The organism is Gluconobacter kondonii (assembly GCF_002723995.1).
Classification (GTDB): Bacteria; Pseudomonadota; Alphaproteobacteria; order Acetobacterales; family Acetobacteraceae; genus Gluconobacter; species Gluconobacter kondonii.
In genome coordinates, this window is sequence record NZ_BEWP01000002.1 from 163,474 (window position 1) to 179,599 (window position 16,126).

The following is a 16,126-nucleotide window of genomic DNA, read 5'->3' on the forward strand; positions in this document are numbered from 1 at the left end:
ATCGTCTCGCAGCCTTCAAGCTGGAAAAAACTGATCCGTTTCCAATTTCATATCCCTTACACTTTCGGGCGGCCGCAAAAATCCCGCAGACGCACAAGGCCCTCTCCGAAGCGCTGCCGTTCGATCTCTCCCTGTGCGCTGTCCCCAAGACGCAGCAGCCAGGACGGGTGAGCCAGTGCCAGACGCTGGACGGCATTTTCGCCCTCTCCCACCGTCCAGAGCGTTCCGCGCCTCTCCGCCATCACGCTGCCCGGACCATCCAGCGCCTTCAGAGCCGTGGCACCAAGCGAGACGATGAGTTTGGGACGGACCAGCGCGATTTCCTGCTCTAACCAAGGGCGACAGGCCGCGACATGCGCCTCATCCGGGCTCTGATGGATGCGACGGCGTCCTTGAAGGCGGAAACGGAAATGCTTGACCGCGTTCGTCAGATACAGCGTGCTACGATCGACCCCCGCTTTTTCCAGCGCCTCCTGCAAAACCTGCCCAGCCGGACCAATGAAGGGCCGTCCAGCCAGATCCTCCTGATCGCCCGGCTGCTCGCCGACGACCATGATCCGCGCATCGATCGCCCCCTCCCCGACGACGGCCTGCGTGGCCGCACAGTGCAGCGGACAGGCGGTGCAGGTCCGAATTTTCGCCGCCAGATCTTCAGGCGTATGCGAAAGAGGTTGGACGGGAAGATTGTCGCGGGAACGCAGCTTTCCGTGAAAAGCCGGAGCCGGCAGAGGCATTTGTTCGGCCATCATCCGGACGCGCGCTTCAGCCCCGGCCACAAGCTGCGGGATCAGGCGCGTTTCGGGCAGGTTTTTCCAGTAGCGACCCGGCATCTCACGCCGCATGGCTTTCGTGCGGACACGGGCCGGATTGAAGGTGGAGGCATAATAGGTGTTCCACAGATCCCCGAACCCGTCATCCAGTTCCGGCTGTTCGCAGGGTTCGGCGGAGTAAGCCAGGTCCTTCCCGTCCCAGCGGATGGACCCGCGAGGCGTCAGGATCATCCAGTCCATGTCCGTAAAGCGTTTTGCAAAGAACGGCGCGACCCGTTCGAGAATATGATGCTGCGGTTCGAACCAGGCGAGGAACCGTCGACGTCCCCCTCCCCCGATCTGTGCGGGCAGTTCGCGAAAGCGGACGAAAGCCGTCATCTTGTGACAGTCCTGCCGGTTCTGCCGGATCATGATCCGCGCTTTTGCGATATCGACATCCGTCGCCACATCCAGCAGATGCGGATTGCCCTGAACGCGCCATGCGATCCGATAAGCGAGCGCGAACCGGCCCGGATCGGAATGGCACAGCATGTCCCGCAGCAGGGCGATGCAGGACGCGCGCAATGTCACGCTTTTCAGGACCGGCCCCTCCGTCAGCGCCACCATGCCGTCGCTGTCATTGGTCTGCTGCCCGAACAGATCCGTCTCGCCGCCCCTGATCCGCCAGTCGAGGCTCTCCGGCGGAATCGCACGCTGCAAAGCCGCACGCGCCATCTCCCGCCAGGGCTCAAAAGCCGCACTGTCCTCAAGAGTCAGGACGTAACGTGTCACAAAAGCTTCATCTGCTGGGGCGCGGGGCTGAACAGGCTGCGCAGGTCGTGCCGGTCCGTCAGGCGGGCGGGACTCCAACCCGGCGTCTGCACAAAGGGCCGAACCTTTCGGATGGACACGTTCAGCCGCGCCAGATCCTCCAACCGCACGGCCTGATGCCGCCGCGCCCTGAGAATGGCCGCCACGGCCTTCACACCCAGACCCGGAACCCGCAGCAGCATTTCCTTGGGCGCCCGGTTCAGATCCAGCGGAAACAACGCCCGGTTATCCAAAGCCCAGGCCAGCTTGGGGTCCAGTTCCAGATCCAGCATTCCGTCCGCACGTCCGGCCGTTAGTTCTCCGAAAGCAAATCCGTAGAACCGGAACAGCCAGTCCGCCTGATAGAGCCTGTGTTCGCGCTGAAGCGGCGGACTTTTCGCAGGCAGCAGAGCGGACGCATCGGGGATGGGGCTGAAGGCAGAGTAATAGACGCGCCTCAGACCATAGGAGCCGTAGAGATTGGCGCTGCTGGCCAGAATATCCTGATCAGACGCCGCATCCGCCCCCACGATCATCTGCGTGCTCTGCCCGCCCGGCGAAAACCGTTCGGCCCGGCGCCCGGTATGGCTGCGGTCCTTGCCCGCATCAATCTTCAGCCGCATCTCCCCCATCGCCTGCCGGATACCGCCCGCTTTTTTCTGCGGCGCATACTGCTCCAGCCCCGCCACGGTCGGCATTTCCACATTGATCGACAGACGGTCCGCATAACGCCCCGCCTCTTCCAGCAAACGCGGCGACGCATCGGGGATGGTTTTGAGATGGATATAGCCCCGAAACCCATGCTTCAGACGCAGATCCCGCGCCACCTGCACAAGCTGCTCCATCGTGTGGTCGGACGACCGGATGATGCCCGAGGACAGGAACAGCCCCTCAATGCAGTTCCGCCGGTAGAACTCAAGCGTCAGCCACACAACCTCATCGGGCGTAAAGCGCGCACGCTCCACATTCGAAGACGACCGGTTGATGCAGTAGGCGCAGTCATAGACGCAGAAATTGGTCAGCAGGATCTTGAGCAGCGACACGCACCGCCCATCCGGCGTATAGGCGTGACAGATTCCGTTCCCTGTGGTGGACCCAAGCCCCCCGCTCTTTGCGGAGTCCCGACGCGTCGAGCCACTCGACGCACAGGAGGCATCGTATTTCGCCGCATCGGAGAGAATCGCCAGTCTCTGGGAGAGTGTTTTCTTCATGTCTTGTTCTTATTTCGTTCCGGAGTATGGAACGCAAGAGAAACCGTGAAATTAACCTGTTGTTTCCCAGTTTTCCGTTATTTTTGAAGGGCTTTTTTTAACGGAACCGATTCAGCTTCCGTTAACCACTCCCCCCTATCCTGAGGCCGCAAACCTGCACCGACGGAGAACCGATTCAATGTCATTGTCAATCAATACGAACACTGCGGCAATGGCCGCGCTCCAGAGCCTGAACCAGACGACGGCAGACCTGACCCAGACCGAAAACGCGGTTTCCACGGGCAAGTCCGTCAACACGGCGTCCGACAATCCCGCGATGTATTCCATCGCCCAGAACATGACGGCACAGATCTCGACGCTGTCGGGTGTTTCCACCGGTCTTGCGTTCTCCGCTCAGGTGCTGAACACGGCAACGACGGGTCTGTCGAGCATTTCGAGCGCGCTTCAGTCTCTCGCCACCACGATCGGCACGAACACGACAGGCGTCGACAACTCGACCCTGAACGATGCCATCACTAAGACACTGGCCTCCATCGACTCCGCCGCTACGGGCGCGAAGTTCCAGGGCGTGAACCTGCTCTCCGGTCAGACGGGCAACGGCACGACCTATACAAGCCTGTCGACCGCCATGGACGCACAGGGTTCCACCTTCACGCAGAACGGCTTCAACGTGACCTCCGCCGGTCTGGGCCTGTCCAATCTGAGCATGGACACGGCAGGTATGGATATTGCTCTGGGAAGCACGAATTACACCGGCTCCCAATCTCTTAAACTGAGCAGCGTACCTGCGATTGCATCGACAGGAACAGGATCGACTGCTACCGCTGCGATGGGATCGGCAACAGACCCACTGGTCAGCTACAACTTCGTTATGGATGAAGCAGGCACACAAGCTGATGCGCTGACGGCTCTGAATACCGCTTCCGGCGGAACATTCAGCCTTGTTAACGGCAAGCTGCAAGAAGGAACATCCACCACTACATCGACCACCGCCTCTGACGGCTCCGTGACGTTTTCTCTGGCCAATGGCAAGAGCGTCGTGGCTTCCAAGGATGGTAATGGCAACGCGGTCTACAGCGTTACAACAGGAACCGATGCGAACGGCAACGCAACGGCCAAGACCGTGATCTCCGATGTTAATCTCAGCGCTGCCACGGGCAACACGACTGCCACAACGACCGGCTCCCCGAGCCAGCTCATGGTCAACAAGACCAACCTGCTCACACAGGCCATGCAGTATCAGGGCTTTGCTGTAAGCCGTGATTCTTCTAACAACCTGACGGTTGCCGGTAACAACCTCGACACGTCGAGCACGGCCTTGACCGCCGCCAACGGACTGAATTCCTCCGCCACCCCCACGGCCGTCACCGGTGCTGCCGTCGTCAGCACCATCGTTCAGGCTGCTATTTCCAGCGTGACGCGCACGGCGTCCACGATCGGTTATTCCAGCACGACGATCTCCAACCTTCAGACCACGACATCCAGCCTGTCCGACGCCCTGACGACGGGTGTTGGCGCGCTGACGGATGCCGATCTGGCAGCCGAGAGCGCCAAGCTGACCTCGCTTCAGACGAAGCAGCAGCTCGCCGTTCAGTCGCTGTCGATTGCGAACTCGCAGTCGTCCACCCTGCTCAGCCTCTTCCGCGGTTGATCAGGTTTCTGGAGGGTACCGGTCTATCCGGTACTCTCCAGACTTTCCCCAGCCAGAGTGCGGGGACTGTTTCAAAAGCCTCTGGACGCAGGGGACAGAGGTTTCTGAAACAGTCTTTTTCACACGGAGTTTGCCGTCATGACCTACGCAGCCTCACAGTATCAAAAACAGTCCGGAAGTTATCTGTCTTCCCGGGAGATGGAGGTCATGGCTTTCCGACACGTCAATTCACTGCTCACGCAAGCCAAAGATCATGAAAAAAAGGTCGCCGCGCTGGCCGCCAATCTGAAGCTGTGGAGCATTCTCTCTCTCAGCGTCGAGAGAGTTGATTGCCCCCTCCCCTCTGTGCTGCGCGATGATATCCTTAAGGTTGGATCGTGGTCGATGCGCTATTCCAACGCGGCCTTTAATGCACCGAAAGATCTGCAGCCTCTCGTTGACGTCAACAATGACATGATCGAAGGCCTCTCTGCGAACACCAAGCCTCCCGTCTTGACGACAACATCTTCGGCTTATGCCGGCACGACCGGCCAATCTTCTCTGGAACTTGTGGGCTGAAGTTTCTCGCCTTGCGGGCATACATTTTCTGCGAGACGCAAGAAAACTAATAACCAGAGCATGGAAAAAGGGCGCCGGTTCACCTGGACGCCCTTTTTCCATGCTCAGAAGCAACGACAGGCGAGGCGTTCTCGATGCCTCGCCTGTCGTGACAATATCAGGGCGTAATGGTCAGTCGGTTATCGGAACGGTCGATATCCGGGATGACATGGTCCGGGTCGAGGGTCACGGCCTTTAGGCCGTCATGAACCGGCAGCGAAACAACAATATCGCTGCTCTGGCGCCAGGCTTCGGTCGGGATGCGGAGGTCTTCCGATTTCCCGTCCGCATAATCGGCACGCAGAACCACCGGCAGCGGAAGTGCTCCGTAATTGCGGACCTGTACCGTCACAGGCTTTCCGGCGTCGTGATGGACGGCTCCAAGCGCATAGTCCGGGGCGGCATTGGTGAAGTACCAGCCGCGCCAGAACCATCCCAGATCCTCGCCCGCTTCGCTGCTCATCAGGCGGAAGAAATCTGACGGAGACGGGTGTTTGTAGGCCCATTCGGCAATATAGCGCCGGAAGGCCGCGTCGAACCGGACTGGTCCGAGGATCTGTTCGCGCAGCAGTTTCAGCCCGTAAGCGCCTTTGAAATACGTCACGCTGTGGCGATATTTTTCAGACACACCATCGGCGGCCGTCATAAGAACCGGTGCATCCGGGTCAGTCAGGACCGGGACGATATCCTGCGCGGGATTGCCGGTTTGGGGAGCGAATTCAGAATCACGCTTGGGAGCGAACTCGCCATTATTGAAGTGATCGGACGCATAGACGTCGATGAAGGTGTTGAAGCCCTCATCCATGAAGGCATTGCGACGTTCGTCCGTCCCCACGATCATTGGGAACCAGCCGTGACCCAGCTCATGGGTCGTGATCCAGAAAAGCTGCGGATCGCGGTCGCTGATGCCGTCAAAAACGATGCCCGGATATTCCATTCCCGCGCCATGACCACCCAGATTGATGGCGTTCGGCCAAGGGTATTCGAACCACTGCGACGAGAAATATTCGATGGCGTGTTTGACGTAATCTGTTGAGCGATCCCAGCCATGCGGCCCGATCCCCTCACGCGGATAGACCGACATCGCAAGTCTCGGCACGGCATGATAGTTCGTCCAGGGCACGACGGGCGGCAGGTTGATGCGCGCGGCATCCCAGACAAAGGCTGGCGAGGCGGCAAACGCCACATCGCGTGTGTTCCGCATCCCGTAATGCCAGGTGACCTCGCCACTCTGTTTCAGATGGCTTTTTGGATCGGTGATGTCATCGAGCGTGCGGATCATGACGCGCGCATCGCTCTGCGCGGCCTGTGCAAGACGGTTCCGCTCGACGGGGGTGAGAACCTGTTCGGGGTTGAGCAGCGCGCCGGAGCCTACGAGCGTGTAGTTCCACGGCAGCGTTACGCTGTAATCAAAGCTGCCATATTCGAGGAAAAATTCCTGCCCCAGATAGGGCAGCGTGTTCCAGCCCCGACGGTCATCATAGACGCTCAGGCGCGGATACCACTGCGCGACTTCATAGATGTCGCCTTCGCGGGTCGGCGTAACAGCGGTACGGCCGCCCCACGGACCGGGGATTGTGTAATGCCAGTCGATTTTCACGAAAGCCACGCCATGCGGATCGATCGTGCGGGGCAGCGTGAGCTGCATCCGCGTGTCGGAAATCAGCGGCGTGACCTCCACTTCACGGCCACCCTGCACGACCGAAACGTGTTCGATCGTCATGCCGTCGGTATGATCGCCCGTCATCATGTGGCTGCCGGGAATAGCGCCGACGGCAGCGCGCGTGTCGGCGCGGTAGATATTCTGGTCAAGCTGGAGCCACAACACATCCAGTGCCTCGGGGCTGTTGTTGCTGTAAGTCACGGTTTCGGAACCGTGCAGCACATGGGCCTGCGTGTCGATCCGCGAATGGATGACGTAGTCCGTGCGGTTCTGCCAGTATTGCGGCCCCGGAAGCCCCGACCCTGAGCGATAGACGTTCGGAGCGTCGGGAAGGGTCAGGGGCGCGAAGACAGTGGCCGGGTCAGCGAGGGTTTTCGCAGTGACGGTCTCGGGCAGCAGGGCGGCGGGAACGAGTACGCCTCCCAGCAGAGGAAGCAGAAAAAGGCGCACAGACATCCGGGGCGGGCCCTCCGTTGGGTAAGTTCGATGTTATTCCGTTATAATATCTCCAAGCGCTCCCAGATAGGAGGCAAGATCAACTTTCAGCGGCATCAGATAGGCATTGTCGTTTTTCTGGTTCACGACACCGAGCATCCGGCGCGCAAAAGCGATGTTGCCGTCGAGCGTCCCGTCGTAATCGCGCGGGAAGATGACGTGGTTCATGCGCTCCCAGTACCGGCGGGATTTGTCGCCCAGAACGGGGGAAATGCCCCAGAACACCGTGTCGTCCCGCAGCCAGTCCATGCAGCATTCGAGCATCGGAATGTCGAAAAGCGGCTGGGTGAAGAAGCCACAGGCCCCGGCGTCGCGCTTGCAGGCAATCTCCTCAAGCTCGTGATAGGGCGCTCGGCGATAGGGATCGAACACCGCATAGACCTTCAGATGCGGGGCTTCGCGGCGGTAGCGTTCGATGATCTGCGCGGAGGTATTAGGATAAACCACCCGGTCGCTGCCAGCTGGCGGCGGATCTCCGGCGACGACCAGAATAGAGGTCAGCTCCGGCCGGTCCGCACCGGGCAGCGGCGCACCCGGGGCGATATCGGTCGCACGGACATGCGCAATCACCTCGAACGGCGTCTGTTTCACGATCAGCGATGCCGCGTCATGGCTACGCAGATCGAAGCGGATCAGGTCCGGGACGTTCAGCATGCTGACCTGCGGCAGAATCTCCCGCACGGTCTGCACATCCGCCATCAGTGAGTCGGCGTTGCGTGGAACCAGTTCAACAGAAACGCGCGTCATGAGGAGGCATCCGCAGACGTTGAAGAAGATGTGGCGCGGGCCGCCTGAAGCGTGTTGTGCAGCAGGCAGGCAATCGTCATCGGCCCAACGCCACCCGGAACCGGCGTGATGTGCCCCGCGACCGGAAGTGCTTCGTCAAACACCACGTCCCCGACCAGACGGGTCTTGCCGTTTTCCGCTGCAACGCGGGTGATGCCAACGTCGATCACGGTCGCACCCGGCTTGATCCAGTCCCCACGGACCAGACCGCTCTTGCCAGTCGCAACAACCAGAATATCGGCCTCGCGGGCCAGTTCCTTCGTGTTGCGCGTATGGATATGCGCAACCGTAACCGTACAGTTTTCCTTGAGCAGAAGCTGCGCCATCGGCTTGCCCACGAGGTTGGATGCGCCGATCACCACAGCATGTTTTCCGGTCATGTCCTTATGGACGGACTGGAGCAGCATCAGACAGCCCAGCGGCGTGCAGGGTACGATCCCGTCGATCCCGAGCGACAGACGGCCCGCATTGACTTCACCCAGACCGTCCACGTCCTTGTGCGGGGCAATCGCGTTCGTCACGACAACCGGATCAATCTGCGCTGGCAGGGGAAGCTGCACCAGAATACCGTGAATTTTCGGGTTGGTGTTGAGCTGTGCAATCAGGTCCAGAAGGTCTTCCTGCGACGTGCTCTGCGGGAGCATGTGCATAAAAGAGCGCATCCCCACGCGATGGGTCTGGATCGCCTTGTTCTTCACATAGACCTCCGACGCCGGATCGTTACCCACCAGCACCACGGCAAGACCGGGGATCGTATTGCCCTGCTCGACGAATTTCGCCACTTCACGGCCCACCTGATCGGTCAGGGCGCGGGCGATGGCTTTGCCGTCGATGATTTTTGAGGCCAGTTCGGACTGCTTCTCGGGGGACAACATGCTCATGGGCTCTCCGGATGACAACAGGCGGTCGTTTCAGTTACGCTGACGAATGGGCCGTAACGGCTACAGGAACTGAGGATGGTCTCGTGACCGACGAAATACGCAAGAACTTCGCCAGTGACAATGTTTCTCCCGCATGCCCCGCCGTTATGGACGCCATGATGCGCGCTAACGCGGGCAATGTGGGTTCGTATGGCGACGATGCGCTGAGCCGGTCTCTGAATGCGCGGTTTGGCGAAGTTTTTGAAACGGAGGTTGCGGTCTTCCCGATTGTGACGGGAACGGCGGCGAACAGTCTGGCATTGTCCTCGCTCGTGGCGCCCTATGGCGCGGTTCTGTGCGACCAGAGCGCGCATATCAACAACGACGAAGGCGGCGCGCCCGAGTTCTTCATGCATGGCGCCAAACTCGTCACGCTCCCCTCTGCCGATGGCCGCATGAACGCCGAGGCCCTGCGGACAGGACTGCGGGTCAATGCGGAGGGCGGGATCCTCAAGCCCCCCATCCACGCCCTGTCGCTGACGCAGGCCACCGAATGGGGCACGGTCTATGCGCCGAAAAGCCTCGCAGCGCTTTGTGAGATCGCGCATGACCATGACGTTCGCGTTCATCTGGATGGCTCGCGGCTGAGCAACGCCATCGCGCATCTGGGCTGCACACCCGCCGAAGCGACATGGAAAGCCGGGGTGGATGTCCTGTCGTTCGGGGGTACGAAATGCGGGGCGATGGCGGCGGAAGCGGTCGTGTTCTTCGTCAATGACCGCACGCGTCCGGTGCTGAAGGATTTCGAGCGTCGCATAAAGCGCAGCGGGCATCTGTGGTCCAAGGCCCGCTTCCTGAGCGCGCAGCTTCTGGCGCTGCTGGAAGACGATCTGTGGCTGAAAAACAGCACCCATGCCAACGCCATGGCCCAGCGCATCGTCGAAGGTCTGCGCCGGCATGCGGGTGCACAGCTTCCGTTCGAAACGCAGGGCAACGAGGTGTTCGTCATCCTGCCGGACCGGCTTGTCGAAGAACTGGAAGCCGCAGGATTTGGCTTCTATCGCTGGCCCACGCCGGAAGGCGTATCGGGCACGCTGATTCGCCTCGTGCCGAGTTTTCACACACGCATCGAAGACGTCGATGCGCTGCTGGCTGAAATCGCTGCCTGAATGATCAGCCTGTTCGACCTGTTCAAGATCGGCATCGGGCCGTCCTCGTCCCATACCATCGGCCCCATGCGCGCGGCCGCCCGCTTTGCGGAGAGCCTGTGCGATGCCCCGGATGTGGCGCGACTGCGGGTAACGCTTTATGGCTCGCTCGCCTGGACGGCCCGGGGCCACGCGACGGACCGCGCAGTCATTCTCGGGCTGGCGGGAGAAAAGCCCGACACGATGGACCCGGCGCTCGCAGACGACATCGTGCAGTCCGTGACGCAGGCGCATCTCATTGCGTTCAACGGCCATCCCACGCCGTTCAACCCGGACACGGACATCGTACTCGACACGAAGACCGTCCCGCCGGTCCATCCCAACACGCTCCAGTTCGAAGCATTCGATTCCACGGACACCCTGCTCGCCTGCGCGCGGTTCTGTTCGGTCGGCGGCGGCTTCATCGTACCGGAACAGGCCACCGAAACCGCGACCTACGCCCAGCCCGACATGCCGTATGACTTCACCAGCGGCACGGAGCTTCTGGAGCGCACGCAAAACACGGGGCTCGATATCGCAGGCGTCGTTCTGGCGAATGAAAGTGTGCTACGCCCCCGTACGGAGGTCGAAACCTATCTGGACCGGATCGTCTCCGTGATGATGGAGTGCGTGGACGCCGGGCTGCACCGCTCCGGCACGCTGCCGGGACGTCTGAACGTTCGCAGGCGGGCCGCCGCACTCTACGAACGGCTCAAGGACCAAAGCCGCAGCAACCAGCCTTCCGCGCACGGCATCATGGACTGGATCAGCCTGTTCGCCATTGCGGTGAACGAGGAAAATGCCGCCGGAGGGCGCGTCGTCACGGCTCCCACCAATGGCGCTTCGGGCGTGATCCCGGCCGTGCTGCGTTATTACCGGGAGTTCTGCCCCGAATACTCGCTCGACGGACAGCGCCGGTTTCTGCTGACGGCAGCGGCCATTGGCGGTCTGTTCAAGCTCAATGCGTCAATTTCAGGCGCGGAAGTCGGCTGTCAGGGCGAGGTCGGCGTCGCGTCCTCAATGGCGGCAGCGGGGCTGGCGGCGGCCTTGGGCGCTACGCCGCTTCAGGTTGAAAATGCCGCCGAAATCGGCATGGAGCATCATCTGGGCATGACCTGCGACCCGGTGGCGGGGCTGGTGCAGATCCCGTGCATCGAGCGCAATGCGTTCGGCGCGATCAAGGCCATCAACGCGGCATCCCTCGCCATGCATGGCGACGGCGCACATCACGTCTCGCTCGATCAGGTCATCCGCACGATGGCCGAGACGGGACGCGACATGAACCACCGCTACAAGGAAACGTCTCTTGGCGGTCTGGCCGTCAATTTCCCCGAATGCTGAAAGGCCTCACGCCGCGGCCATGAACTCCGCGATGGCGTCCGCAGCGCGTTGCGATCCCCCCAAAAGCGGGGTGCCAAAGGTTTCGTGAAACAGGCTTTCCTGCGCCGGACGATATGCCGCATGGCGTTCCTGCGCGCGGGCAATGGCAGGCATCAGATCGTCCAGATCCTCCACCACTTCACCCAGCGTCCAGTGCAGGAAATACGGGTCATCCCGCCATGAGAGTTTGCGCGGATTGAGGAAAACACAGGGGCGCGGAATACCGAGAAACTCGTAAACCTGACTGCTGACATCGCCAATATAAAGTGCCGCCTGAGACGTGTAGGTCATGTCCAGCATGGCGGACGACCCGGTATCGACCATCACTTCGGGGCTTCGCTGCCGCTTGAGCTGACGTTCGCGAATACCGAACCCCTTGTGGAAGGTCTTGATATGCGGCGCCACGACCAGATTATAGTCGCTCTCCCCGCTCTCGCTCTGGGCCTTGAACCCCCGGATCAGCGGCATCATCCAGCCTGATGCGGAGGTCAGCTTGCGCTGGTAATGCGGGTTATACAGCGCAAACGGGCGACCATTGCCGAACGCGATCGTCTTTTCGCGCTGCACGGCCTCGAACACATCGAATTTCGGATATCCCACGACCCGCGTGGTTTCCTGCTTCAGAAGGCCCTTGTCCTGAAAATAGCTCTCGACCTTGGGGCCGGGAACGAGCGTCAGGTCAAAATCCCGCACCAGATGCTCGTCATTGACGTAGCGGTCTCCAGCGCCATGCATCAACAGGATGAGTTTCGGGCCGCAAAGCCCCATGTCCTTCAGCACACCGGCCGTATATTCCGTCGCCACCACCGCATCATACTGGTTCAGTTCGGCGATGTTCTCCCGCAGCACCACCAATCGTTCCTGATCGAGGCGTCTTGCGCGCTTCAGTAGTCGGGCTTTCAAGGATTTCGGAAAAGCCTTCAGCGGCAGGTCAGGCACGTCCAGTGCACGACGGATGCGTGCGAGATGCTTCACCGTCTCTGGGAAACTGTAATATTCCACCACCTCATGACCGGGGATCGCGGCCAGTGCGCTGGCAACGGACGCCGTGTGGTAGCACTGATAGGGTTCGGCAATATAGATGAAGGCGATTTTCATTAATCAGATGCGTCCTGCCTGAAAAACAGGCCGGAAACCTGCGCTTTTCGGGATTGAGGCCTTCAGGAGAAGACGGGTCGCCGCAAGATCCCGTCCGCAGAAATCCTGACACCGAAATATGTAACATTTTCTTCATAATCTCTGACCTCTTTGTGTCAAGAAACCTTCCCGAAATGCTACAATTCGTTACTGGCATAGACACTCCACTGGCTTTGTGGTCAGTAAGGCCCGCATGTCCGGCGAACGCTCCGTTTTCAAATCCATTTTCAAAAATGTCAGTGTTCTCACCCTCGGTCGCATCGCCAATGCGCTGTGCAGTTTCATCTATATTGCCGTAGCCGTCCGGGCGCTTGGGCTGTCCGATTTCGGGCTGCTGATTTTGATCCATTCGCTGGCCTCGACCGGCTCCGTCCTGTCGCGGATGCAGTCCTGGCAGACGCTGATCCGCTTCGGCAGCGACAGCTTCAGCAGCGATGACACAGACCTCCTGCACCGGGTGGTCCATTTCTGCATCCGTCTCGACACGCTTTCGGCGGCGCTCGCCATCGTGTTCGGCCTCGTGGGCGTGCAGATCTATGGACACACCGCACACTGGTCCGCCCATGTACGGTTTCTGGCGGATCTGTATGTGTGTGTCAGTCCGCTGATGTATTCAGGCTGGGCGAACGGCATCCTGCGGATGGCAGGGAAATTCCATCTCGTCCCGATCATCGACAGCTGCGCCGCCATCGCCAAGACATTCGGCGTGCTTCTGGGCTATGTCCTGCATCTGAAGCTCGGATATTTCCTGTTTGTCTGGGCCATGACAATCGTCATCGATTATGGCTTTTACATTTATTATGCGCTGGACATCCTGCACCGGAAATTCAAGTTCCGGTATTTCCGGGCTTTCCGGCACTGGCGCTGGCAGCTTCCGGGCATGTGGCAGTTCACGCGCGCGGCCAGCATCAACCAAACGCTGGGCAACATCTCGGGCCATGTGGCAACGCTGGTGGTCGGAACAGGTCTCGGACCGGCGGAAGCGGCCGTTTTCCGCGTCTGCCGTCAGATCGCGGACGGGATCGTCACCCCGGCGCAGCTCATCTCTCCCGTGCTCTATCCCGAACTGGTCCGGATGCGGGACCGGCAGGACTGGCGCGGCCTCAAGCGCGTAACCTGGAAAATGTTCGGCGTTCTGGGCGGGCTTTCAGTCGTCCTTCTGCTGCTGTCCGCCTTCTTCGGATCGACGATCTTCCGCTTCCTGCTGCATGTCCATGTGCATCACACGTCGCTCTATATTTCCATCATGCTGCTGGCGGCGGTGTTCAGCCTGCTGGTCATCCCGCTGGAACCGCTGCTGATCGTCGTGGGGCATGTGAAGTTCCTCATGAAGAACCGCACCGCCGTCATGGCGATCTATTTCCCGGCGCTCTATGTTCTGACGCGGCATTTCGGCCTCGCAGGGGCCTGCCTGTCGACGGCGGCGTGTAATGCGACGATCCTGCTGTCGCAAATGCTGGGCGTCTGGTTCTTCTACGACCGGATCGGCAAGGCGGAGCGCTGATCCCGGATCAGTGCAGAAGATGCGTGGCGTGGGAAGAGTGATGGAACACGGCATACCCCGTCACCGCCACTTCCACGAAGACCAGTTCCAGAACGAGCAGGATCTTTTTGCGGGTTGAAAGCGCCCTGAAGCGGGTCTTGATCTTCGCGTCGTCTCCGGTCGCAGCCCATGCGATGGCAGCGAACCAGCCTGCAAATGTAAAAGCAAACGCCAGATTGACCACAAACGCCTCACGCCAGTGAACTTTGCGGGTACAAAGCGCAATGATCGTTGGGAGAAAAGTCAGCGCCAGCAAAGCCAGCGCTCCACCGACGAATTTCATGACAGTAATCAGGTGCACGACAACACGGTCCCGGGCAGGTGAAAGTCCGAGAGTATTTCGGGTTCGATATAAAAACAAACATAAAAAAAGGCGGGAAGGTCTGACCTTTCCCGCCTTTTTGAGTTCTGACGTGCCTCTTACTGGGCGTCGTCGGAGCTGTCGTCATCCGAACCGGTCGGGGAGACGGCTACGAAAAGCTGCTGCCCGTCACGCAGGATGCGCAGGAGCGGCGGCTGCTTGCGGCCCAGCGCGTCATGCACCTGCGCGACGACGGCCTTGGGCGACGGCGTAACGTGATTGCCAACCGCCACAACAATATCACCCGGACGGATGCCAGCCTGATCGGCAGGTGAACCCTGCACGACATCAGCCACGACTGCGCCCTGCACACTATCGTCCAGACCCAGTTCCTGACGCGCACGCGGTGTCAGAGAGGCTAGCGACACACCCAGCTTACCCGCACCGGACTGCGCGCTGTCGGTCGCATCACCCGAAGCATGATCCTGCGCGGACAGATTGCCGACCGTGAAGTTCAGCGTCATTGGCTTGCTGTCACGCAGCAGCCCCAGCGTCGCCTGCGTGCCCGGCGCAATGGAAACGACCTTCACCGCCAGATCATGACCGTTCTTGATCGGTTTGCCGTTCAGCGTGGTGACGACGTCGCCGCTCTTGATGCCAGCCTTCTCAGCCGGGCTGCCCTTGGAGACAGACGCCACCAGCGTTCCGTGCGGCGGCGCGCCCGGCTCGGGGGACTGGAGGTTCAGGGCCTGCGCCATCGTGGGCGAGATGTCCTGCCCTTCAATGCCGAGATAGCCGCGCGTGACATGGCCGGTCTTTTCAAGCTGGCTCACGACGGATCTGACAGTATCGGACGGAATGGCGAACCCGATGCCGATCGAGCCACCACCATTGGGCGAAATAATCATGGAATTGATACCCACGACCTTGCCGTCCTGCGTAAACAGCGGGCCGCCGGAGTTGCCATGATTGATCGGCGCATCGACCTGAATGAAGTCGTTATAGGCGCCCGAATGCAGGTCACGACCCAGCGCGGAGACGATACCCGCCGTCACCGTGCCGCCCAGACCATAGGGATTGCCCACGGCAATGACCCATTCGCCCGGCTGAACCTCGTCGGAATCGCCCAGTTCGATGAAGGGCAGCTTGCCGGTCGGCTTGACGCGCAGGAGGGCGATATCCGTCTTCGGATCGCGGCCGATGATCTTGGCCGGAAGCGTCGTGCCGTCATCGAGCGTGACCGTCACCTTGGTCGCACCGTTCACAACGTGGTTGTTCGTCACGACATAGCCGTCAGACGAGATGATGAAACCCGAACCGCGGGCTTCGACCGTGCGGTTGGGCTGCTGCTGTTGCGGCATCATCTGGAACGGGAAGGGAAACGGGAACGGCGAACCCTGTCCCATACCACCGCCACCGCCGCCCGGACCGTTTTCCTCTTCTTCCGCCACATCCGCCTTGATATGGGACGTGATGGACACGACAGCGGGCTTCACCTGCTTGACGAGCGTGACGAAATTGGGGAGCGCCTGAACGCCCGTCTGGGGCTTGATGGCGCCGCTGGGTGCTGTGGCAGCGGGCGTTGTGTCCGCAAAAGCGAAGGGGGCTGCGACCAGCATGGTGGTTGCAGCGAGAGCGGACAGGGACGTGCGAAAGCGTGTGGTCATATCAATCCCGACTTGTTGCGAAACATCGTGGCTTATAGCGCTGAACTATGAACCCTGTTCCCGTTCCACAAGCTGACCGCCGGGTGAAA

The 16,126-nt window shown here is 60.5% G+C and carries 13 protein-coding genes; 5 read left to right on the top strand and 8 right to left on the bottom strand.

Features of this window, described 5'->3' with window-relative positions; translation table 11 throughout:
* Positions 1-56: 56 nt before the first annotated feature.
* Together GKO01_RS03240 and GKO01_RS03245 are read right to left on the bottom strand one after the other, a co-directional pair.
* Entirely contained in the window at positions 57-1,541 is a 1,485-nt protein-coding gene (locus GKO01_RS03240) for a UdgX family uracil-DNA binding protein (RefSeq protein ID WP_099285722.1), read from the bottom strand.
* Entirely contained in the window at positions 1,538-2,770 is a 1,233-nt protein-coding gene (locus GKO01_RS03245) for a putative DNA modification/repair radical SAM protein (protein ID WP_099285723.1), read from the bottom strand. The genes GKO01_RS03240 and GKO01_RS03245 overlap by 4 nt, the downstream gene beginning before the upstream one ends.
* A gap of 178 nt (positions 2,771-2,948) precedes the next feature.
* Here GKO01_RS03245 and GKO01_RS03250 point away from each other — a divergent pair, with 178 nt between their 5' ends.
* The gene (locus GKO01_RS03250) at positions 2,949-4,421 is read left to right on the top strand and encodes a flagellin (RefSeq protein ID WP_099285724.1); all 1,473 of its coding nucleotides are present in this window, start codon (positions 2,949-2,951) and stop codon (positions 4,419-4,421) included.
* 138 nt (positions 4,422-4,559) lie between these two features.
* Positions 4,560-4,979 (top strand): flagellar biosynthesis regulator FlaF, encoded by a 420-nt coding sequence (locus GKO01_RS03255; RefSeq protein ID WP_099285725.1) that lies wholly within the window; start codon positions 4,560-4,562, stop codon positions 4,977-4,979.
* Between the two features lie 157 nt (positions 4,980-5,136).
* Here GKO01_RS03255 and GKO01_RS03260 read toward each other — a convergent pair whose 3' ends face one another.
* Genes GKO01_RS03260 through folD form a run of 3 tightly spaced genes read right to left on the bottom strand, consistent with a single transcriptional unit; the run spans position 5,137 to position 8,843 of the window.
* Positions 5,137-7,137, bottom strand: coding sequence for a M1 family metallopeptidase (locus GKO01_RS03260; protein ID WP_099285726.1), 2,001 nt, complete (start codon positions 7,135-7,137; stop codon positions 5,137-5,139).
* Positions 7,138-7,170: 33 nt separating this feature from the next.
* Positions 7,171-7,923 (bottom strand): methylenetetrahydrofolate reductase, encoded by a 753-nt coding sequence (locus tag GKO01_RS03265; protein WP_099285727.1) that lies wholly within the window; start codon positions 7,921-7,923, stop codon positions 7,171-7,173.
* Positions 7,920-8,843, bottom strand: a complete 924-nt coding sequence (gene folD / locus GKO01_RS03270; protein WP_099285728.1) for a bifunctional methylenetetrahydrofolate dehydrogenase/methenyltetrahydrofolate cyclohydrolase FolD — start codon at positions 8,841-8,843, stop codon at positions 7,920-7,922. The genes GKO01_RS03265 and folD overlap by 4 nt, the downstream gene beginning before the upstream one ends.
* Positions 8,844-8,926: 83 nt before the next feature.
* On the opposite strand from folD, the gene GKO01_RS03275 reads away from it, so the two are divergent.
* Positions 8,927-9,991, top strand: a complete 1,065-nt coding sequence (locus GKO01_RS03275) for a threonine aldolase family protein (RefSeq protein WP_244901303.1) — start codon at positions 8,927-8,929, stop codon at positions 9,989-9,991.
* Positions 9,992-11,350 carry an L-serine ammonia-lyase gene (locus tag GKO01_RS03280; protein ID WP_099285730.1) on the top strand — a complete coding sequence of 453 codons (1,359 nt, stop codon included), beginning with the start codon at positions 9,992-9,994 and terminating at the stop codon, positions 11,348-11,350.
* Between the two features lie 6 nt (positions 11,351-11,356).
* On the opposite strand, the gene GKO01_RS03285 is transcribed toward GKO01_RS03280, so the two are convergent.
* Positions 11,357-12,487 carry a CDP-glycerol glycerophosphotransferase family protein gene (locus GKO01_RS03285; RefSeq protein ID WP_099285731.1) on the bottom strand — a complete coding sequence of 377 codons (1,131 nt, stop codon included), beginning with the start codon at positions 12,485-12,487 and terminating at the stop codon, positions 11,357-11,359.
* A 232-nt stretch (positions 12,488-12,719) separates the two neighbouring features.
* Between GKO01_RS03285 and GKO01_RS03290 the strand changes: the two genes are divergently transcribed.
* Positions 12,720-14,030 carry a lipopolysaccharide biosynthesis protein gene (locus GKO01_RS03290; RefSeq protein WP_099285732.1) on the top strand — a complete coding sequence of 437 codons (1,311 nt, stop codon included), beginning with the start codon at positions 12,720-12,722 and terminating at the stop codon, positions 14,028-14,030.
* A gap of 7 nt (positions 14,031-14,037) precedes the next feature.
* Here GKO01_RS03290 and GKO01_RS03295 read toward each other — a convergent pair whose 3' ends face one another.
* Both GKO01_RS03295 and GKO01_RS03300 read right to left on the bottom strand, forming a co-directional pair.
* Positions 14,038-14,352, bottom strand: a complete 315-nt coding sequence (locus tag GKO01_RS03295) for a superinfection immunity protein (protein ID WP_099285733.1) — start codon at positions 14,350-14,352, stop codon at positions 14,038-14,040.
* A 137-nt stretch (positions 14,353-14,489) separates the two neighbouring features.
* Positions 14,490-16,037: a Do family serine endopeptidase gene (locus GKO01_RS03300; protein ID WP_099285734.1), complete on the bottom strand. Its 1,548-nt coding sequence runs from the start codon at positions 16,035-16,037 to the stop codon at positions 14,490-14,492.
* Positions 16,038-16,126 lie beyond the last annotated feature (89 nt).